The organism is Variovorax sp. GW823-FHT02B07 (assembly GCF_058797695.1).
Window position 1 is genome coordinate 23,240 of record NZ_JBXAJX010000004.1, and the last position, 18,397, is coordinate 41,636.

Below are 18,397 nucleotides of genomic sequence, written 5' to 3' on the forward strand. Positions count from 1 at the left end.
ATGGTGGTCAGCTCCTGGCCTGCGGCTCGGCGCCGCGTGGAACGGCAGGCGCCGCCGGTTGCGACAGCCGCTTGCCCGCGACCACCGTGGCGACCACGGCGGCGGCGAAGCCCAAGGTCACCAGGTCGAGCGGTTCGCCCAGCAGCGGGATCGACGCGAGGATCGACAAAAAGGGCTGCAGCAGCTGCGTCTGGCTCACGCGCAGCGCGCCGCCCAGGGCCAGGCCGCGGTACCAGGCGAAGAAGCCGATCCACATCGAGAACATGCCCACGTAGGTGAAGCCGACCCAGGCCGAGGCGGCCACGGGCTGCTGCGGCCACAGGGCGATCGTGGCGGGCAGCGTCACGGGCAGCGCCATCACGCAGACCCAGCAGATCACGCGCTCGGCGCCCAGCGACGGCGTGACCTGCGCGCCGTAGATGTAGCCGACCGAGGCCGCGATGACCGCGCCGACCAGCAGCAGGTCGGCCCATTCGAAACCGAAGCCGTGGCCGCTCTGCTGCGCGCGCAGCACCGAGAACATCACCACCAGCAGGCTGCCCGCGATGGCGCAGAGCCAGAAGCCCAGCCGCGCGCGCTGGTGCAGCACCCAGGCCGCGACCGCGGCCGTGACCAGCGGCAGCAGCGCCGTCACCACCGCCGCGTGGCTGGCCGTGACCACGCGCAGCGCAAAGGCCAGCAGCAGCGGAAAGCCGATGCAGTTGCCCAGCACCGCCATGCCCAGCGGCTTCCACTGGTGCGGCGCCGGTCGCGGCGAGCGCGTGACCAGCAGGAAGACGGCCGACAGCACGCCCGCCAGCGCCGCGCGCCCGAGCGTGACGAACCACGGCGACAGCTGCGGCGCCTCTTGCGTGCCCGTGGCCAGCCGCGTCATCGGCAGCGTGATGGCGAACAGCGCCACGCCGACCACCCCGAGCCACATGCCCAGCGTTTCGTCCTTGAGGGCGAGCTTCATACGCCCACCATCCACCAGGCCGTGAGCACGAGGATCAGGCCCATCGCGCGGTTGAACCACAGCAGGCGCCGGCCCTTGGCCAGCCACTCGCGCAGCAGGGCGCCGACCAGCGCATAGGCGAAGTTGCTGGTGAAGGCGTAGGTCAGCATCACGGGCGCGACGATGGCGAAGCGCGCGAGCGCGTCGGGCTGGCCGGCGATCCAGCCCGCCACCAGCGTGAGCGCCAGCAGCCAGGCCTTGATGTTCACGAACTGCAGCATCACGCCCTGCCCGAAGCCGACCGAGAGGCGGGCGCTGTCGGCCTTGCCGAGCTGGGCGCTGCCGCTGAGCTTGTAGGCCAGCCACAGCAGGTAGGCGATGCCCAGGCCCTTGATCGCCAGGCGCAGCGGCGGCATGGCCACCACCAGCGCGCCGAGGCCGGCCGCGCAGATGGCCAGCAGCAAGGTCCAGCCCACCGGCACCGCGACCACGAAGCGCATGGCACGCGGCAGGCCGCCGTTGGCCGCCAGGGCGGTGGAGAGCGTGGTGTTGGGGCCGGGCGAGAAGCTCATCGCCGTGGCCAGCACCAGCAGCGCGGTGAATTCTTGCCAGTTCATGTCACAGACTCTAAACTTTGGACCATTACAGTTCCAGTACAGATGATCGAACAAATCTGAAATCTGTATTGGTCATTCCTTCGACACACGCCGCAGTCTTTGTGCGATGCAGACCGATCCGATGCTGACCCGAACCTCCACCCAGTCCCTGACCGGGCAGCTGGCCGACCGCCTCGCCGAGCGCATCCGCAACCGGCTGCTGGCCCCCGGCGCGCGCCTGCCCTCGGTGCGCGAATGTGCGCGTCAGCAGGGCGTGAGCCCGTACACCGTGGTCGCCGCCTACGACCAGCTGCTCGCGCAGGGCCTGGTCGAGGCGCGCCGCCAGCGCGGCTTCTACGTGCGCGACGCGGCGCCGGCGCCCGAGGGGTCGCGCAACCCGGCGCATGCCGTGCCCGAGGTCTCGCCGATGATGGCCTCGCGCGTGCCGGCCGACGCCAGCTCGCTGATCCGCAGCATGTTCCACCGCCCGAGCGACAAGCCGCAGCCGGGCATGGGCGTGTTCCCGCCCGACTGGATGGCCTCGACCTTCCTGGCGACCGCGGTGCGCCGCGTGACCACCACGTCGGCGCTGCAGGAACTGTCGCTGCAATACGGCGAGCCTTCGGGCGATCTCGCGCTGCGCCGCAGCCTGTCGCAGAAGCTGGTGCGCATCAACGTGCCGGCCGGGCCCGACCAGATCGTCACCACCATCGGCGCCACGCACGCGCTGGACATCGTGAGCCGCACGCTGCTGCGCGCGGGCGATCCGGTGATGGTCGAGGAGCCCGGCTGGGCGCTGGAGTTCGCGCGGCTCGAAGCGCTCGGCATGCGCATCCTGCCGGTGCCGCGCCGCGCCGACGGGCCCGACCTCGATGTGATGGCGCAGTACTGCAAGCTGCACAGCCCCAAGCTCTTCGTCAGCGTGAGCGTGCTGCACAACCCGACGGGCTACAGCCTCACGCCGGGCAGCGCGCACCGCGTGCTCAAGCTGGCCAACGAGCACGACTTCCACATCGTCGAGGACGACACCTACAGCCACCTCGCGCCCGAGCACGCCACGCGCCTGAGCGCGCTCGACGGGCTGCAGCGCACCATCTACGTCAGCGGCTTCGCGAAGATCCTGGCGCCCAACTGGCGCATCGGCTTCCTGGCCGCCTCGCCCGCGCTCAAAGAGCGGCTGCTCGAGACCAAGCTGCTGGCCACGCTGACCTCGCCCACGCTGTTCGAGCGGGCGCTGTCGTGGTGCATCGACCAGGGCCAGCTGCGCCGCCATTCGGAGCGCGTGCGCATCCGCCTGGACGGCGCGCGCGGCCGCGCGGTGAAGCTGGCCATGTCGCACGGCTGCACCTTCGCCTCGGAGCCGGCGGGGCTGTTCGGCTGGGTCGACACGGGCGTGGACACCGACGCGCTCACGCAACGCATGCTCGACCAGGGCTACCTGCTGGCGCCGGGCTCGCTGTTCCATGCGCGCCGCCCGCCGAGCACGATGATGCGGATCAACTTCGCGACCTCGCAGGACGCGAATTTCTGGAAGGTTTTCAGCCGGGTCAGGGACGAGCTCTGATTCGCTTGCAAAGGGCTTGGAGTAAGCTGGCAGCACAAGAAAACCCAGCCAGGAGACCTCCCGCATGAGCAACGCCAGCAAACCCTTCGACTTCAGCCAGTTCGTCCCCGGATTCGACTTCCTGAAGAACCTCGCCGGCGGTGCCGCCGCGGGCTCCGGGTCGGTGCCCGGCATCCCTAGCCTCGCGAGTTGGGTCGCGCCCACCATGAGCGTCGAAGAGGTCGACAAGCGCATCCAGGAACTCAAGACGGTCCAGTACTGGCTCGAACAGAACGGCCACGCGCTCAAGGCGACCATCCAGGCGCTCGAAGTGCAGAAGATGACGCTGTCGACCCTGCGCGGCATGAACGTGCGGATGGAAGACATCGCCAGCGCGTTCACCAAGCAGGCCGCGGCGATGGCGCCGGCGCCTGCACCGGCTCCCGCCCCGGCCCCCGCACCCCGGCCCGAGCCGGAGCCCGTCGAGGAAGAGGAAGAAGAGTTCGACGAGGCCGAGGAAGAAGCGGAAGAAGAAACCCCGGCACCGAAGAAGACGTCGCGCGCCAAGCCCGCAGCGTCCAACGGCGCTGCCGGCGTGGTCGACCCGATGCAATGGTGGGGCTCGCTCACCGAGCAGTTCCAGCAGATCGCGAGCACGGCGCTGCAGGACGCGGCGCAGCTCAAGGTGCCGGCCATGGCGCAGCCGCTGGCCGACGCCGTGGGGCAGGTCATCGGCAAGGCGACGGCGGCGCGCAAGCCGGCCGCCAAGACCGCCGCGAAGAAGGCCGCAGCGAAAAAAGCCGCGCCGGCACCCGCCGCGCGCAAGAAAACCACGTCCACCGCCGCGCGCAAGCGAACCTCCGGCCGGCGCTGACGTCTTACAGACACCTTTCCAGACGACGACGCACGGGTCGGTACGCACCATGAAACTGTTTCCCACCGGCCATGCCACCCACCCGCAATGGCGCATGGCCGCCGGCCTCGTGCTGGCCCAGTTGCGCGCGCAGATGGCGCTGCCCGACTACGCGTCGAACCCGACGCTCGGGCTGCTCTACATCACCGACCACTACGCGGCCGAGGCGCAGGAGATCCTCGACCACCTGAGCGCCGAGCTGCCCGAGGTCACCGACTGGTCGGGCACCGTCGGCATCGGCGTGTCGGCCAACAACGCCGAGTACTTCGACGAGCCCGGTCTGAGCCTGATGCTGTGCGCGCTGCCCAGCGACCAGTACCGCGTGTTCTCCGGTGTGGCGCCGCTGGGCAGTTCCGAAATGAGCGGCTTCGAGGCGCACACCGCGCTCGTGCACGCCGACCCGGCCACGCCCGACCTGGGCGAGCTCATCGGCGAGATGGCGGGCCGCACCGACACCGGCTACCTGTTCGGCGGGCTCTCGTCCGGTCGTGGCGGGGCGCTGCAGTTCGCGGTCGGCGGGAACGGCAACATCCGCGGCCATGGGGCGGCGGGCGGCGTGTTCTCGGGCGGCTTGTCGGGCGTGGTGTTCGGCGAGGGCGTGCGGCTGGTGTCGCGCGTCACGCAGGGCTGCCAGCCGCTGCGCACCGGCGGCGCGCGCGAGCGCGAGATCACCGAGGCCGACGGCAACCTGCTGCTGTCGCTCGACGGCGAGCCGGCGCTCGACGTGCTGCTGGCCGACCTGCAGGTGTCGCTCGACCGCCCGCAGGAAGCCATCGACGCCGTGCGCAACACGCTGGTCGGCCTGGCCGACGCGGGCAGCGACGGCATCCGCCGCACCGGCGACCTGGGCGCCGACGTGCTGGTGCGCCACATCATCGGCCTCGACCCGACGCGGCGCGGCATTGCCATTGCCGACAACGCCGAGGCCGGCATGCGGCTGAGTTTCTGCCGCCGCAACGCGCAGGCGGCGCGCGCCGACCTGATGCGCATCTGCGCCGAGATCCGCGAAGAGCTCGAGCCCGAAGAACAGACGCTGGCCACCGCGCGCGCCGTGGCGGCCGGCGAGGCCGAGGCCGCGCCGCATCCGGCGCGGCGCATCGCGGGCGCGGTGTACGTGAGCTGCTCGGGGCGCGGCGGCCCGCACTTCGGTGCGCCGGGCGCCGAACTGCAGATCGTGCGGCATGCGCTGGGCGACGTGCCGCTGGTCGGCTTCTTCGCCGCCGGCGAGATCGCGCGCCACCACCTGTACGGCTACACCGGCGTGCTGACGGTGTTCACCGCGCCGGACTGACTGGCTGACTGACGGGAAAAAACGACGCGCGCGCCTGCGCGTTGTTTTCGCAGGCGCTTCGCGTCGCTAGAATCCGCCCGCTTTCTTGAATCTCTGCTGCTGCAAGAAAGAGTGATCCGCGCGCCCCGAGGCACGCGGTCGATCTCTTTCGCCCCGCCACGCGATGTGACGGGGCCCGGAAACCGACACGGTTTCCCCGAATGGAATTGCAGCCATGGGCAGCCCTACCCACAGTCATTTTTCGAGACTCCAGCGCGCCTTTTCGCGCGCCCACATCGCCGTCGACTACCGCGACGGCATCTATCACCTGCGCAACGAAGCCGCGCAGGCGACCGTGCTTCTGCCGCAGAGCCTGCCGCTGGAAGAAAGAGCCGTGAACCAGCTGCTGGCCTTCGCCAGCGTGCGCTCGCCCGACGGCGCGCACGGCGTGTGCAAGGCCTGCGCGACGCCGGACTTTCATCCGGGCTCGGTCGCGCCGGTGGGCAGCGTAGTCGCGACCGATGGCGACTTCGTGATTCCCGCCGCGGTCGGCACCGACATCAACTGCGGCATGCGCCTGCTGACCACCGGCCTCACGCTGGACCAGGTGGCGCCGCACAAGACGCAGCTGCTCGCGCGGCTCACGCGCAGCCTGCTCGACAACGGGCGCGACGTGCCGGTGCACACGGCGGCGTTTCGCGCGCTGTTCGACGAAGGGCCGGCCGCGTTCCTGGACGCCGTGCGCAACGACGGGCTCTGGGCGGCCTGCGACCGCGACCGGCTGCAGGCCGAGATCGGCGCGTGCATCGGCCTGGCGAGCTTCGGCGGGCAGTCGCGGCACGCACCGCCGGCCTACACCGGCGCGCGCCACGAGGTGTTCCGCGACCCGTGCCTCGGCACGCCGGGCAGCGGCAACCACTTCGTCGAGCTGCAGGTGGTCGACCAGGTGATGGACCGGCACGCGGCCTACCGCGCGGGGCTCAAGGCGGGCGAGGTCGTGGTGATGATCCACAGCGGCTCGCGCGACATCGGGTTCCATGTCGGCGGCCGCTGGATGGACCGCGCGCGGGCCGAGTGGCCGCAGGGCCTGCGTCATTCGAAGAGCGGTCTGTACGGCCTGGCCGGGCCGTTGGCGCAGGAGTACCTCGAGGCCATGGGCGTGGCCGCGCGCTATGCGTGGGCCAACCGCGTCGTGCTGGCCGAGCTGGTGCGCAAGGACTTCGCCGAACTGCTGGGCGCCACGGCGTCGACGCTGGTGGTCGACGTGCCGCACAACGTGGTGCTGCGCGAGCACGGGATGAACATCCACCGCAAGGGCGCGACGCCGGCGCACGCGGGCGATCTGGCGCTGATTCCCGGGTCGATGGGCGATCACTCGTACCTTGCGACCGGGCTGGGGCATGAAGACTGGCTGTGGTCGTGCAGCCATGGTGCCGGCCGGCGGATGCGGCGGCAGGAAGTGCGCGCGATGCGGCCCGCACCCGACGACGCCGATGCCAGCTGGCAATGCGTGACGCTGCGCGAAGAGCGCCGCATCGAAGAGGCGCCGCAGGCCTACAAGCCGATCGGCGCGGTGATCGAGGCGCAGGAAAGCGCGGGGCTCATCCGCTGCGCCGTGCGGCTCAAGCCCTGGGTCACGTTCAAGGCGTGACCCGAGGGTGGGGGGGCGTGTCAGCCCAGTGCGGGCTGCACGGCGCGCGGCGCGGGCGCCGGCATGCCGGCGAACGCGAAATCGACCTCGGGCGCCAGCCCGCTCACGATGCGCGCGATCGACTTGCCCGAGCCGCAGGCGTGCGTCCAGCCGAGCGTGCCGTGGCCGGTGTTGAGGAACAGGTTCGGCAGTTTGGTCTTGCCGATCAGCGGCACGTTGCTCGGCGTGGCCGGGCGCAGGCCGGTCCAGAACTGCGCGCGCTCGGTGTCACCGGCGCCAGGGAAGAGCTCTTCGACGCGCCGCACGATGGCTTCGCAGCGCACGCGGTTCAGGTCGCGGTCGTAGCCGTTGAGCTCGGCCGTGCCGGCGATGCGCAGGCGGTCGCCCGACTCGGAGGTGTAGCGCGAGAACACTAGCTTGTATTCGTCGTCGGTGAGCGAGACCTGGTGTGCCTTCGATGCGTCCTTGACGGGGAGCGTCACCGAGTAGCCCTTGGCCGGGTAGATCGGCAGGCGGATGCCCAGCGGCGCGGCGTACAACGGACTCAGCGAACCCATCGCGAGCACGAAGGCATCGCCGCGGATGCGCTGGAAGCGGCCTTCGTTGTCGGTCGCCTCGACGTGGTCGATGCTGCCGCCGGCTTCGCGCAGCGCGGTCACCGTGTGGCTCATGAGGAACTTCACGCCGGCCGCTTCGGCCAGCTTCACGAGCTCGCGCGCGAAGCGGTTGGCGTCGCCCGATTCGTCTTCGGCGGTGTAGGTGGCGCCGGCGAGTTGGGGGCGGATGTGGGCGAGGGCGGGTTCGATCTTGATGGCCTCGTCGGCCGAGATGACCAAGCGTTCGCAGCCCAGGGCACGCATCTGCTCGGCGGGCGCGAGGGCGCCGTCGAATTCTTTTTGCGTCGTATAGAAGTGCAGGATGCCTTGCGTGCGCTGGTCATAGTTCAGGCCCGTGTCTCGACGCAATTGCTGCAACATTTCCCGGCTGTATGTACCGAGACGCACGATCTGTTCGATGTTGTGGCGGGTGCGCGCGGGGGTGCATTCGCGCAAAAACTGCAGGCCCCAGAGCCACTGGCGCATGTCGGCGCGGATGCGAAAGAGCAGCGGCGCATCTTCCTTGCCGAGCCATTGCAGCACCTTCAGCGGCGCGCTCGGATTGGCCCACGGCTCGGCATGGCTGACCGAGATCTGGCCGCCGTTGGCGAAGCTGGTTTCGGCGGCCGGGGTGGCCTGCCGGTCGATCACGGTCACCTCGTGGCCGAGTTGCTGGAGGTAGTAGGCCGAAGTCACGCCGAGCAGGCCGGCGCCAAGAACGATCACACGCATTGCAAGTACCTTTGAGTTTGCAGCGCTTGAACGGCGGGCGTGGAGTGCTATTGAACCAATAGCAAGCAACCGGACGACCGATGTCCAAGTTGCCGCTCCCCCTGTCCTCGGTACCTGAGAGATTCACCCTGCTGCACCCGCAGCGGGTTTGCTCCTTCGGTGCGCCACATGGCGTGGCGGCTCTCCAGACGGCTGTATCGATGAGTGCAGTACTGACCCCTTGCCGAAGTTCCTGGGCGTTGCCTGGAATTTCGTCGGGCCGACCTGAGCGTTTATGGGAGTTTGCGCCTTCGGTAGGGCCTCCGTGGAGGCCCGCTCTCCTGCAATTGTTGGCGATTGTAGGCGGGCCCCGCAAGCCGGCCAAGCCCTGTACATCGGCACTTCACACCGATGGGATAATTGAATGTTGATTTTTGGTAAAGCAAACTTTTTTCTACATGCAGGGGACTCCATGATCCTGGTTACCGGCGGCGCAGGCTTCATTGGCGCCAATTTCGTGCTCGACTGGATCGCGCAGGGCAACGAGCCCGTCGTGAACCTCGACAAGCTGACCTACGCGGGCAACCTCGAGACCCTCGCGTCGCTCAAGGGCAACGCGAACCATGTCTTCGTGCAAGGCGACATCGGCGACAGCGCGCTGCTCGATCGCCTCCTGGCCGAGCACAAACCCCGCGCCGTCGTGAACTTTGCCGCGGAATCGCATGTGGATCGCTCGATCCACGGCCCGGAAGACTTCGTGCAGACCAATGTGCTCGGCACCTTCCGCCTGCTCGAATCGGTGCGCGGTTACTGGAACGCCCTGCCGGCCGACCAGAAGGCGGCCTTCCGCTTCCTGCATGTGTCGACCGACGAGGTCTATGGCTCGCTCTCCAAGACCGACCCGGCCTTCACCGAAGAGAACAAGTACGAGCCCAACAGCCCGTACTCGGCCAGCAAGGCCGCCAGCGACCACCTCGTGCGCGCCTGGCACCACACCTACGGCCTGCCGGTGGTCACCACCAACTGCTCGAACAACTACGGCCCGTTCCACTTCCCCGAGAAGCTGATCCCGCTGATGATCGTCAACGCACTGGCCGGCAAGAACCTGCCCGTGTACGGCGACGGCATGCAGGTGCGCGACTGGCTCTACGTGAAGGACCACTGCAGCGCCATCCGCCGCGTGCTCGAGGCCGGCAAGCTCGGCGAGACCTACAACGTCGGCGGCTGGAACGAGAAGCCCAACATCGAGATCGTCAACACCGTGTGCGCGCTGCTCGACGAACTGAGCCCCCGCGCCGACGGAAAGCCGTACAAGGAACAGATCACCTACGTCACGGACCGCCCGGGCCACGACCGTCGCTACGCCATCGATGCACGCAAGCTCGAGCGCGAACTCGGCTGGAAGCCCGCCGAGACCTTCGACACCGGCATCCGCAAGACCGTCCAGTGGTACCTCGCGAACGGCGAGTGGGTGCGCAACGTGCAAAGCGGCGCGTACCGTGAATGGGTCGAGAAGCAATACGACGCTGCGCCTGCAAAGGCTTCCGCATGAAGTTGCTGCTGCTCGGCAAGGGGGGGCAGGTCGGCTGGGAGCTGCAGCGCAGCCTCGCGCCGCTCGGCGAAGTGGTCGCCCTGGACTTCGACAGCACCGACTTCCACGCCGACTTCAGCCGCCCCGAGCAGCTGGCCGCAACCGTGCTGGCGGTGCGCCCCGACGTCATCGTCAATGCCGCCGCGCACACCGCCGTCGACAAGGCCGAGAGCGAGCCCGACTTCGCGCGCAAGCTCAACGCCACCTCGCCCGGCGTGGTGGCCGAGGCCGCGCAGCAGATCGGCGCGCTAATGGTGCATTACTCCACCGACTACGTCTTCGACGGCAGCGGCACCCGCCCCTGGAAAGAAGACGACGCGACCGGCCCGCTCAGCGTGTACGGCCAGACCAAGCTCGAAGGCGAGCAGCTGGTGGCGCAGCATTGCGCGAAGCACCTGATCTTTCGCACCAGCTGGGTGTACGCCGCACGCGGCGGCAACTTCGCCAAGACCATGCTGCGCCTGGCCAAGGAGCGCGACAAGCTCACGGTCATCGACGACCAGTTCGGCGCCCCCACCGGGGCTGAGTTGCTGGCCGACATCACCGCGCACGCCATCCGCGCCACCTTGCAAGACCCGGCCAAGGCGGGGCTGTACCACGCCATTGCCGGCGGCGAGACCACATGGCACGGCTACGCGCGCTTCGTGCTCGAGATGGCGCAGCAGGCCGGCGTCGAACTCAAGGCCGGCCCGCAGGCCGTGGAGGCCGTGCCCACCAGCGCCTTTCCGACGCCCGCGAAGCGGCCGCACAACTCGCGGCTCGACACCACCAAGCTGCAGACCACCTTCGGCCTGCGCCTGCCGCCCTGGCAGGAAGGCGTGGCACGCATGCTGCGCGAGACGCTCTGACCGACTGATTTTTCCTGCCCCTCACAGAAGAAGACTCCCATGACGCAACGCAAAGGCATCATCCTTGCCGGTGGCTCCGGCACCCGCCTGCACCCGGCCACGCTCGCCATGAGCAAGCAACTGCTGCCGGTGTACGACAAGCCCATGATCTATTACCCGCTGAGCACCCTGATGCTCGGCGGCATGCGCGACATCCTCATCATCAGCACGCCGCAGGACACGCCGCGCTTCCAACAGCTGCTGGGTGACGGCAGCCAATGGGGCATCAACCTGCAGTACGCGGTGCAGCCGAGTCCCGATGGCCTGGCGCAGGCATTCATCATCGGCGACAAGTTCGTGGGGAACTCGCCGAGCGCGCTGGTGTTGGGGGACAACATCTTCTATGGGCATGACTTTGCCCATCTGCTGGGCGGCGCCGACGCGCAGGACGCGGGAGCCACTGTGTTCGCGTACCACGTGCATGACCCGGAGCGGTATGGCGTGGTCGCATTCGATGCACAAGGCAAGGCCAGCAGCATCGAGGAAAAGCCGCTCAAGCCCAAGAGCAACTACGCCGTGACGGGCCTGTACTTCTACGACAACCAGGTCATCGACATCGCCAAGGCGGTGAAGCCGAGTGCACGAGGCGAGCTCGAGATCACGGCCGTCAATCAGGCGTACCTCGACCTTGGCCGGCTCAACGTGCAGATCATGCAGCGCGGCTACGCCTGGCTCGATACCGGTACGCATGAAAGTCTGCTGGAAGCCGGGCAGTTCATCGCGACGCTGGAGCATCGGCAGGGGCTCAAGATCGCTTGCCCCGAAGAGATCGCGTGGCGCCATGGGTTCATCGACAACGAGCAACTGGCCAAGCTTGCAGCACCGTTGCAGAAGAATGGCTACGGCAAGTACCTCAGCCATTTGCTGGCCGAAGGTGTGCGCTCATGAAGGTCACGCAGACGGCCATCGCCGACGTGTTGCTGATCGAACCCAAGGTGTTCGGCGACGCACGCGGGTTTTTCTTCGAGAGCTTCAATCAGAAGGCTTTCGACGAAGCCGTCGGCCAGCGCGTCGACTTCGTTCAGGACAACCACTCGCGCTCCACCAAGGGGGTCTTGCGAGGCCTCCATTACCAGGTGCAACAACCACAGGGAAAACTGGTGCGCGTGGTTCGAGGGGCGGTGTTCGACGTGGCGGTGGACATCCGTCGGTCGTCGCCGACCTTCGGGCAATGGGTGGGCAGTGAACTGTCGGAAGACAACCATCGGCAGTTGTGGGTTCCGCCGGGTCTCGCGCACGGCTTCCTGGTGCTCAGCGAGTCGGCTGATTTTCTGTACAAGACGACGGACTACTACGCACCGGCGCACGAGCGCTGCATCGCGTGGAACGACCCCACGTTGGCGATCGAGTGGCCTGACACGGGCATCGCGCCGAAGCTGTCCGCCAAGGACGCGGCAGCGCCGACCTTCCTGAGCGCCGAAATTCCCGGCTGAACACAAGTCGACCAGCAGCCGGTTTGCGGCGTTTTCTTCAGAGCCCTTCCCACGCGGGCCATCTCAAAAATATTCCAATTCCAGATGAGACAACTTGCTGACTTCAACGGGCTGGTCGCGTACGGGTGCCTGTGCAAGGGGATCGCCATCGGTCGTCCGGACGACATCAGGGCCGCGCAGCCGTGAAAAGTTCGCCTGCCATCAAGGAAAAGAAAGAGAGCTTGCTGGACGCCGCAAAAGGGGCGCTTCGCAAGCGGCTGCCGCGCAAGACGCCGCAGCTGGTGGAGCTTTTCGACGCAGCCTGGTACCTCAAGGGGCTGCCGGACCGTGCACTGATCGCCAACCCGTGGGAGCACTATCTGGGAGGGGGATTCCTGAGGGGAAATCCCAATCCCATGTTCGATACCACCTGGTATCTCGATCGCCATCCCGAATTGCGTGCGGCGGAAAAGAACCCGCTGGCCCACTATCTCGAAATTGGAGAGCGTGCAGGGGACGCGCCCAGCGTGAGGTTCGATCCGCAGTGGTATCTGGATGAATACCCCGATGTCGCCGCCACGCAATTGAGCCCGTTGCTGCACTATTTGAAATTCGGTGCGGCGGAGGGGCGTTTGCCGGCACGGCTGGCGCATTTTGATTCTGTTCCCGGCTTGTCCGAATTCATGGGAGCGTTGGCGCCGTCCTATGCGGCGCGGCCTTGCTCCGTCGATCTGCCGGTTGACTCGGTGTTTTCAGTGGCATCTCAGGCTGGCGGTGCGGGACGGATTCTTCATCGCGTTGCGCCCGGGTTTTGCGAGGGCCTCGATGGCCCCCCGGATTATCCGAAGGTCGGATTTGTTGCCGAAGTCAATGACACGACCGCCATTGCCGGAACCCGCTATCTGATCGGTCCGACGAATTTTGTGCTGCATGACGAAAATGCGCATTTCCTGTGCAGAGAAGACGCCGCCATCAAATATGGAAAGGCGAAGCGCTCAGCGGCATCTGGACATCTGCACATCGAGGTGAACGCTCGGCAGGCTGCCTGGATAGAGTGCGGATTTCACATCATGCATGAGTATGAAAATAATTACTTTCATTTCATTGCAGAAACGCTTCCAAGAATGCTGCTGGCGGAAGAGGCTGATGTGCCTTTGAATGTGCCTTTTCTTTGTACAGAAGGCCTTCACCCCAACATCGCGAAGCTGCTTGAGCTGGCCAATCTTGAGCAACGCCCGGTCATCCTGCTGGAGTCGGGGACTTTGTATCGCGTGAAGCAGATGTACTATCCCTCTGACATGACTTCGGTTGTGGATGCCTACCATGGCGGTGAGATGGCTCGCCAGACGGGACTCGATGTCAATCGAATTCGTGCGGGCGTGGAAAGATGTCAACGCGCTTTTGCGACGAAAGATTTTTCGCGAGGGCGAAAGATTTTTGCAGCACGCAATGGCAGCTATCGAAAGCTATTGAATCAGCGAGAAATAGAAACCCGCGTCGAGAAACTTGGATTCGAGGTGGTGCACACCGATGAATTGGATCTCGAGGCGCAAATCCGGGCCTTCCAGGACGCTGAAGTGATTGTGGGACCGACGGGGGCGCAGATGACCAACATGGTCTGGTGCAAACCGGGAGCGAAAGTGATCGTTCTGGCTTCCGATCATCCCAGCCATCAGCTCTATTTTTGGGAGCTCCTCGGTCGGGTTTCTGGCGTCAGGGTAAAAATTGTGCAAGGGCCGCGCGCATACGTGCGAGATGACATTTACAGCGTACACGATGACTACCATGTTGATGAAGATGCAGTGATTGCTGCAATTTCCGACAAGGAATAAAAGAGCAAAGGGACTGCCGATGAAAGAAACCAAAACTCCTGAATTTTCGCTGGACAATGCTGTAGAAATACTCGATCTGGAGCGATTGACCGATCCGCGAGGAAATTTGACGTTCGTCGAAGGAGGGCGTCACATTCCTTTTGATGTTCGGCGGGTTTATTATTTGTACGACGTTCCCGCGGGCGAATCTCGGGGTGGACATGCACATCATCAATTGCAGCAATTGATCATTGCTGTTGCGGGTAGTTTTGATGTCGTTCTCGACAACGGATACGAAAGAAGAACAGTCACCTGCAACAGGCCATTCCAAGGGATTTTCATGAAGTCCCTGGTATGGCGAGAGTTGAACAATTTTTCTTCTGGTGCCGTCTGTCTGGTTCTTGCCTCGATGAGGTACGAAGAATCCGACTACATCAGAAACTACGAAGATTTCATTTCAGTGGCACGAAAAGGTAAATAACATGACCCCATTTTTTGATATTCATGCTGGCCATGCCGAGTTGGCAGACGATTTTCAGCAGGCCTTTTCGAGGGTCATGAACAGTGGCCACGTCATCATGGGCCCTGAGGTCGCGGCCTTCGAAAAGGAGTTTGCGGCCTACTGCGGCGTCAAGCACTGCATCGGCGTGGGCAACGGACTCGATGCGCTGGCGCTGACCCTGCGTGCGCAGGGCATTAAAGCGGGTGACGAGGTCATCGTTCCTTCGCAGACATTCATCGCCTCGTGGCTGGGGGTTTCGATGGTCGGTGCCACGCCGGTTCCGGTCGAAATCGATCCGGCGACCTACCTGATGGACCCGGCCCGGATCAAGGAAAAGCTGACGAGCAGGACCAAGGCCATCATGCCGGTGCATCTGTATGGCCTGCCTGCTGCAATGGATGCCATCAACGCGATTGCGCGACCGCTCGGACTTTTTGTCCTGGAGGATGCGGCCCAGGCGCACGGTTCGACCCACAACGGCAAGCGCGCAGGCTCGCTCGGCGATGCGGCTGCGTTCAGCTTCTATCCGACGAAGAATCTCGGCGCGATGGGCGACGCGGGCGCCGTGGTGACCGACAACGATGAACTGGCGGCCAACCTGCGCATGCTGCGCAACTACGGCTCCAGCCAGAAGTACGTGCACGAGGTTGCGGGCGTGAACTCTCGCCTGGACGAATTGCAGGCTGCACTGCTGCGCGCGAAGCTGGGCCGCCTCGACGCATGGAACGACCAGCGCCGTGCGCTGGCCGCGAGGTATTCGCAAGGGCTGGAAGGTGTGGGCGACCTCCGCACGCCGTTCGTGCCTGCGGACAGCACGCACGTGTTCCACCTGTACGTGGTCAGCACGGGACGCCGCGCCGAACTGTCGGCCTACCTGACGGCACAGGGCGTCCAGACGCTCGTGCACTACCCCATTGCACCGCACATGCAGGGCGCCTACGCCGAGCTCGGCCTGCCGGCCGACAGCCTGCCGTTGGCGACCGCCGCGGCGAACGAGACCTTGTCGCTTCCCATCTGGCCGCAAATGAAGCCGGAGCAGGTGGATGCCGTGGTCGGACACATCCGCAAGTTCTTCTCCTGACAGAGCCCGTTGCATGTCTTCGGCGCTGGTCACTGTCGTCATCCCCATCTTCAACCAGGCGAAGTTCGTCGTTGAAACGGTGGACAGCGCCTTGAGGCAAACCCACCGGAATCTTCAGGTGGTCGTCGTGGATGACGGTTCGACCGATGGCGGGGCCGAACTGCTGGCCACCGAGTTCGGCAACCGGATCGTGTTGCTGCAGCAAAGGAATGGCGGTCCCTCGTCGGCCATCAACAAGGGACTTGCGGCGGCCGATGGGGCGTTCATTGCGCTTCTGGGGGGCGACGACGTGTGCGTTGAGGACCGCATCGGCACCCAACTGGAACTCCTGCAGACCACGTCGAACGACATTGTGTTCTCGAAGCCGTTCCTTATCGACGCCGAAGGTGGACCCTTGGCCGACGAGTCGTTTCCGGTGTTCTTCGATGAACGGCCTGTGCAGCCGCTGCTGCGCACCTTGTTGCTGGAAGGCAATTTCCTGTGCGCGCCTACCGCGTTCATGCGTCGCGAGGCGGTTCGGAAAACCGGGACGTTCCGCCCCGGCCTCATCCAGTTGCAGGACTACGACTATTGGCTGCGCGCCGCGGCCTCCGGATTGAAGCTCGCAGAAGCAGGGCCGCGTGTCGTTCGCTATCGCCGGCATTCGGCCAACCTCTCGTCAACGCGCGCAAGCTTTGCGTCGACTGCAGAGTCCATCCCGATTTTCAGATCGCTCCTGGATACGGGGGCGCCGGCAGAGCTGCGACGTGCGTTCCCCTGTCTCTTCGAACCAGTCGACAACCTCGACACGCCGCTGACCTCGTTCGATAAGGCGCTCTTTCTTCTGTCGCACCCTCGCGAGGAAATGCGCATGATGGGGGCCGAGTATCTTGTCGAATTGGCTGAAGATCCCGTCTTTCTGGCCAAGGCCGAGCGTTTTGGGTTCAACCTCACCCGATTTGCCCTGAATGCATTGTGATGGGCGATGCGGAAGAACAAGTCACAGCCGCGGACGAATGATCGGCTCGGATGCGCCGAAGCGGTCTTCAAGCCGCGCGCAGGGCTTGACTGGTTTCTCCCGTAATTGCCGGCCCCCCAACTCAGGAACAACCTCATCGCATGCTGTCCAGAATCATTCGAAAGCTGAGGGGCCGATCCCCCCTGGCTGCGGGCGAGCATCAACCTCTCGACCCAACGCCAGCCCTTGCCGCTTCGGACAGCCATGCTGTGGTACCGGCCGTCGAGCCTTCAGAGCTCGTGCGAAAGGTCGACATTTACGCCGAGAACGCCAAGTGGATGGCACTCGCCGCCGAACGGCGATTCGATGAGGCCATCAGCCTCTGTCGGGCGGTGATCGACGAGCCGGAATCGAATTTCGTGGCGTCGCTTTTCCTGGGATATGCCCACGCCCAGCAGCAGCAGCATGCCGATGCACTGGGGTACCTCCGTGCCGCTTTTGCCTTGAACGGCGGCGACTACTACGCCAACCTGCTGCTCGCGCGCACCGAAGGCGCCATGGGTCACGTCGACGAAGCGTTGTCCTTGTACATGGCCTGCTGCGAACTGGCCGCTGATTCGATGGCCGAGCCGTTCGAGGCGGCGATGAACATCGCCATGGCGCGCCGGGACGGGCCAGAAGGCGCTGCGCTCTCCCGGCTCTTTGACATGCTGTACGCCAAGGACAAACTGCCATTGCCACTGGCCTTGAAGTTCCTGTTCTTCTGGCGCCGGGATGCCGACTTGGTGCGCATGCTCGAGCAAATGGATGAGGGGGCCGACGAGGGGCAAAAACCGTCGTTCAGGCGCATCCGGTCCGTGAAGGACTGGGCGCTCGAAAACCGGGAGGGTTACCAGAGCCTGGGAGCGCCGCCTTCGATACGCCTCGTCGCACCGACCGAGGTCTATGCGAGCGACCCGCACGAACAGCAGGTGCTCGCAAGCCAGCCTTATCTCGCCGAACTGCGCAATGCGCGGATCGTCAGTGCGTCCAGTCTGGTCTATGTGGGTGATGACTGCGTGGTGTCCGATGTGCTGGCAGACGAGCTGTATGGAAACCAGGTCAGCCTGGCGTACGACAAGACCGTGCTGGCGCAGCGGCCGGATGCGTTGCTGTTGGCACCCATTGGCACTACCGCGCATCTCGACGAGGGGATCATGTTGTCCGGCCTCGCAAGCAATGCGTATGGCCACTGGTTCGCCGAGTTTCTCCCGAAGCTTCGCCATTTCGAGAAACATCCGCGCTTCTCGAACCTGCCGATCATCGTTGATGCCGAAATGCCTGCATCTCATTTCGACTTCATCGCCGCGCTGGTCGGGAACCCGCTGTATCGCCTGGAGACCGGGCACGCGCTGAACGTTGGGCGCCTTCATGTGGCGCCGACGACGACTTTCTTTCCGGTCGAGCTGTTTCGCGACCATACGGTCCCCCCGGAGCGCCAGGCGTCATGGTCTGCGGAGTCGATGCAGTACATCAAGGACAAGATGGCAGCGCGGTATCCGTTGCCCGCCCAGCGCTCACGCAGGCTGTTCCTGTCGCGAAAGAACAGTGCCTGGCGGCTGTTGCGCAACGAAGCCGAAATTATCGAGCGGCTGCAGGACCTGGGCTTCGAATCCATCTTCCTGGAGGAGTACGACTTTGCGCGCCAGGTGCGAACCTTCGGCGAAGCCGAGTTCATCGTCGCGCCCAACGGTTCCGCGCTCAACAGCCTCATCTTCGCGGCCACCGATGTGAAGGCATTGATCCTGGGCCAGCAGAACAGCTTCAACTGGGGGGGCTGGCTGGGCCCCATCCTTGATCTCGGCTTCAAGCCCGAGTTCATGGAAGGTGAAGCCACCGAAAGCACCAGCTTCAAGCATTCCGACTATGTCGTCCCGGCGGACAGGGTGCGCACGAAAGTGCTCGCCATGCTGGGCTCCTGAA

The 18,397-nt window shown here is 65.3% G+C and carries 16 protein-coding genes and 2 riboswitches; of the genes, 13 read left to right on the forward strand and 3 right to left on the reverse strand.

Annotation, left to right across the window (positions count from 1 at the left end):
- Positions 1 to 7: 7 nt before the first annotated feature.
- Together AC1RGU_RS20915 and AC1RGU_RS20920 are read right to left on the reverse strand one after the other, a co-directional pair.
- A complete protein-coding gene (locus AC1RGU_RS20915; protein ID WP_492698240.1) occupies positions 8 to 955 on the reverse strand; it encodes a DMT family transporter in 948 nt (315 codons plus the stop codon).
- The gene (locus tag AC1RGU_RS20920; protein WP_070060269.1) at positions 952 to 1,551 is read right to left on the reverse strand and encodes a LysE family translocator; all 600 of its coding nucleotides are present in this window, start codon (positions 1,549 to 1,551) and stop codon (positions 952 to 954) included. Before AC1RGU_RS20920 ends, AC1RGU_RS20915 begins: the two co-directional genes overlap by 4 nt.
- 121 nt (positions 1,552 to 1,672) lie before the next feature.
- Here AC1RGU_RS20920 and AC1RGU_RS20925 point away from each other — a divergent pair, with 121 nt between their 5' ends.
- From AC1RGU_RS20925 to AC1RGU_RS20940, 4 genes are all read left to right on the forward strand, one after another.
- The gene (locus tag AC1RGU_RS20925; RefSeq protein WP_307635988.1) at positions 1,673 to 3,094 is read left to right on the forward strand and encodes an aminotransferase-like domain-containing protein; all 1,422 of its coding nucleotides are present in this window, start codon (positions 1,673 to 1,675) and stop codon (positions 3,092 to 3,094) included.
- Between the two features lie 64 nt (positions 3,095 to 3,158).
- A complete protein-coding gene (locus AC1RGU_RS20930) occupies positions 3,159 to 3,947 on the forward strand; it encodes a PhaM family polyhydroxyalkanoate granule multifunctional regulatory protein (protein WP_492698238.1) in 789 nt (262 codons plus the stop codon).
- A 49-nt stretch (positions 3,948 to 3,996) separates the two neighbouring features.
- The gene (locus AC1RGU_RS20935) at positions 3,997 to 5,277 is read left to right on the forward strand and encodes an FIST signal transduction protein (RefSeq protein ID WP_070060267.1); all 1,281 of its coding nucleotides are present in this window, start codon (positions 3,997 to 3,999) and stop codon (positions 5,275 to 5,277) included.
- A 214-nt stretch (positions 5,278 to 5,491) separates the two neighbouring features.
- Positions 5,492 to 6,907, forward strand: a complete 1,416-nt coding sequence (locus AC1RGU_RS20940; protein ID WP_492698236.1) for an RtcB family protein — start codon at positions 5,492 to 5,494, stop codon at positions 6,905 to 6,907.
- Positions 6,908 to 6,927: 20 nt separating this feature from the next.
- On the opposite strand, the gene AC1RGU_RS20945 is transcribed toward AC1RGU_RS20940, so the two are convergent.
- Positions 6,928 to 8,235, reverse strand: a complete 1,308-nt coding sequence (locus AC1RGU_RS20945) for a D-amino acid dehydrogenase (RefSeq protein WP_062471173.1) — start codon at positions 8,233 to 8,235, stop codon at positions 6,928 to 6,930.
- A gap of 91 nt (positions 8,236 to 8,326) precedes the next feature.
- Positions 8,327 to 8,433: riboswitch (glycine riboswitch) on the reverse strand.
- Between the two features lie 44 nt (positions 8,434 to 8,477).
- Positions 8,478 to 8,568, reverse strand: a riboswitch (glycine riboswitch).
- Between the two features lie 118 nt (positions 8,569 to 8,686).
- Here AC1RGU_RS20945 and rfbB point away from each other — a divergent pair.
- From rfbB to AC1RGU_RS20990, 9 genes are all read left to right on the forward strand, one after another.
- A complete protein-coding gene (gene rfbB / locus AC1RGU_RS20950) occupies positions 8,687 to 9,766 on the forward strand; it encodes a dTDP-glucose 4,6-dehydratase (RefSeq protein WP_492686379.1) in 1,080 nt (359 codons plus the stop codon).
- Positions 9,763 to 10,653: a dTDP-4-dehydrorhamnose reductase gene (gene rfbD, locus AC1RGU_RS20955; RefSeq protein ID WP_492698234.1), complete on the forward strand. Its 891-nt coding sequence runs from the start codon at positions 9,763 to 9,765 to the stop codon at positions 10,651 to 10,653. The genes rfbB and rfbD overlap by 4 nt, the downstream gene beginning before the upstream one ends.
- A gap of 39 nt (positions 10,654 to 10,692) precedes the next feature.
- On the forward strand, positions 10,693 to 11,580 hold the full coding sequence (gene rfbA / locus AC1RGU_RS20960) for a glucose-1-phosphate thymidylyltransferase RfbA (protein ID WP_095949492.1): 888 nt from the start codon (positions 10,693 to 10,695) through the stop codon (positions 11,578 to 11,580).
- Positions 11,577 to 12,125 (forward strand): dTDP-4-dehydrorhamnose 3,5-epimerase, encoded by a 549-nt coding sequence (gene rfbC / locus AC1RGU_RS20965; protein ID WP_070060261.1) that lies wholly within the window; start codon positions 11,577 to 11,579, stop codon positions 12,123 to 12,125. Before rfbA ends, rfbC begins: the two co-directional genes overlap by 4 nt.
- Positions 12,126 to 12,307: 182 nt before the next feature.
- Positions 12,308 to 13,936 (forward strand): glycosyltransferase family 61 protein, encoded by a 1,629-nt coding sequence (locus AC1RGU_RS20970; RefSeq protein WP_492698232.1) that lies wholly within the window; start codon positions 12,308 to 12,310, stop codon positions 13,934 to 13,936.
- A gap of 19 nt (positions 13,937 to 13,955) precedes the next feature.
- Complete coding sequence (locus AC1RGU_RS20975) at positions 13,956 to 14,396, forward strand: sugar 3,4-ketoisomerase (RefSeq protein ID WP_492698230.1); 441 nt, start codon at positions 13,956 to 13,958, stop codon at positions 14,394 to 14,396.
- A 1-nt stretch (position 14,397) separates the two neighbouring features.
- Entirely contained in the window at positions 14,398 to 15,498 is a 1,101-nt protein-coding gene (locus tag AC1RGU_RS20980) for a DegT/DnrJ/EryC1/StrS family aminotransferase (protein WP_070060258.1), read from the forward strand.
- Positions 15,499 to 15,511: 13 nt separating this feature from the next.
- Positions 15,512 to 16,456, forward strand: coding sequence for a glycosyltransferase family 2 protein (locus AC1RGU_RS20985; RefSeq protein WP_492698228.1), 945 nt, complete (start codon positions 15,512 to 15,514; stop codon positions 16,454 to 16,456).
- A gap of 140 nt (positions 16,457 to 16,596) precedes the next feature.
- Entirely contained in the window at positions 16,597 to 18,396 is a 1,800-nt protein-coding gene (locus AC1RGU_RS20990) for a glycosyltransferase family 61 protein (RefSeq protein WP_492698226.1), read from the forward strand.
- Position 18,397 lies beyond the last annotated feature (1 nt).

Excerpts from the sequence above, each read along its gene's own strand:
- AC1RGU_RS20935 (WP_070060267.1), top strand. The coding sequence starts at position 3,997 with ATGAAACTGTTTCCCACCGGCCATGCCACCCACCCGCAATGGCGCATG.
- rfbD (WP_492698234.1), top strand. The coding sequence starts at position 9,763 with ATGAAGTTGCTGCTGCTCGGCAAGGGGGGGCAGGTCGGCTGGGAGCTG.
- AC1RGU_RS20945 (WP_062471173.1), bottom strand. The coding sequence starts at position 8,235 with ATGCGTGTGATCGTTCTTGGCGCCGGCCTGCTCGGCGTGACTTCGGCC.
- AC1RGU_RS20925 (WP_307635988.1), top strand. The coding sequence starts at position 1,673 with ATGCTGACCCGAACCTCCACCCAGTCCCTGACCGGGCAGCTGGCCGAC.
- rfbC (WP_070060261.1), top strand. The coding sequence starts at position 11,577 with ATGAAGGTCACGCAGACGGCCATCGCCGACGTGTTGCTGATCGAACCC.
- AC1RGU_RS20915 (WP_492698240.1), bottom strand. The coding sequence starts at position 955 with ATGAAGCTCGCCCTCAAGGACGAAACGCTGGGCATGTGGCTCGGGGTG.
- AC1RGU_RS20940 (WP_492698236.1), top strand. The coding sequence starts at position 5,492 with ATGGGCAGCCCTACCCACAGTCATTTTTCGAGACTCCAGCGCGCCTTT.
- AC1RGU_RS20985 (WP_492698228.1), top strand. The coding sequence starts at position 15,512 with ATGTCTTCGGCGCTGGTCACTGTCGTCATCCCCATCTTCAACCAGGCG.
- rfbB (WP_492686379.1), top strand. The coding sequence starts at position 8,687 with ATGATCCTGGTTACCGGCGGCGCAGGCTTCATTGGCGCCAATTTCGTG.
- AC1RGU_RS20980 (WP_070060258.1), top strand. The coding sequence starts at position 14,398 with ATGACCCCATTTTTTGATATTCATGCTGGCCATGCCGAGTTGGCAGAC.
- AC1RGU_RS20990 (WP_492698226.1), top strand. The coding sequence starts at position 16,597 with ATGCTGTCCAGAATCATTCGAAAGCTGAGGGGCCGATCCCCCCTGGCT.
- rfbA (WP_095949492.1), top strand. The coding sequence starts at position 10,693 with ATGACGCAACGCAAAGGCATCATCCTTGCCGGTGGCTCCGGCACCCGC.
- AC1RGU_RS20975 (WP_492698230.1), top strand. The coding sequence starts at position 13,956 with ATGAAAGAAACCAAAACTCCTGAATTTTCGCTGGACAATGCTGTAGAA.
- AC1RGU_RS20920 (WP_070060269.1), bottom strand. The coding sequence starts at position 1,551 with ATGAACTGGCAAGAATTCACCGCGCTGCTGGTGCTGGCCACGGCGATG.
- AC1RGU_RS20930 (WP_492698238.1), top strand. The coding sequence starts at position 3,159 with ATGAGCAACGCCAGCAAACCCTTCGACTTCAGCCAGTTCGTCCCCGGA.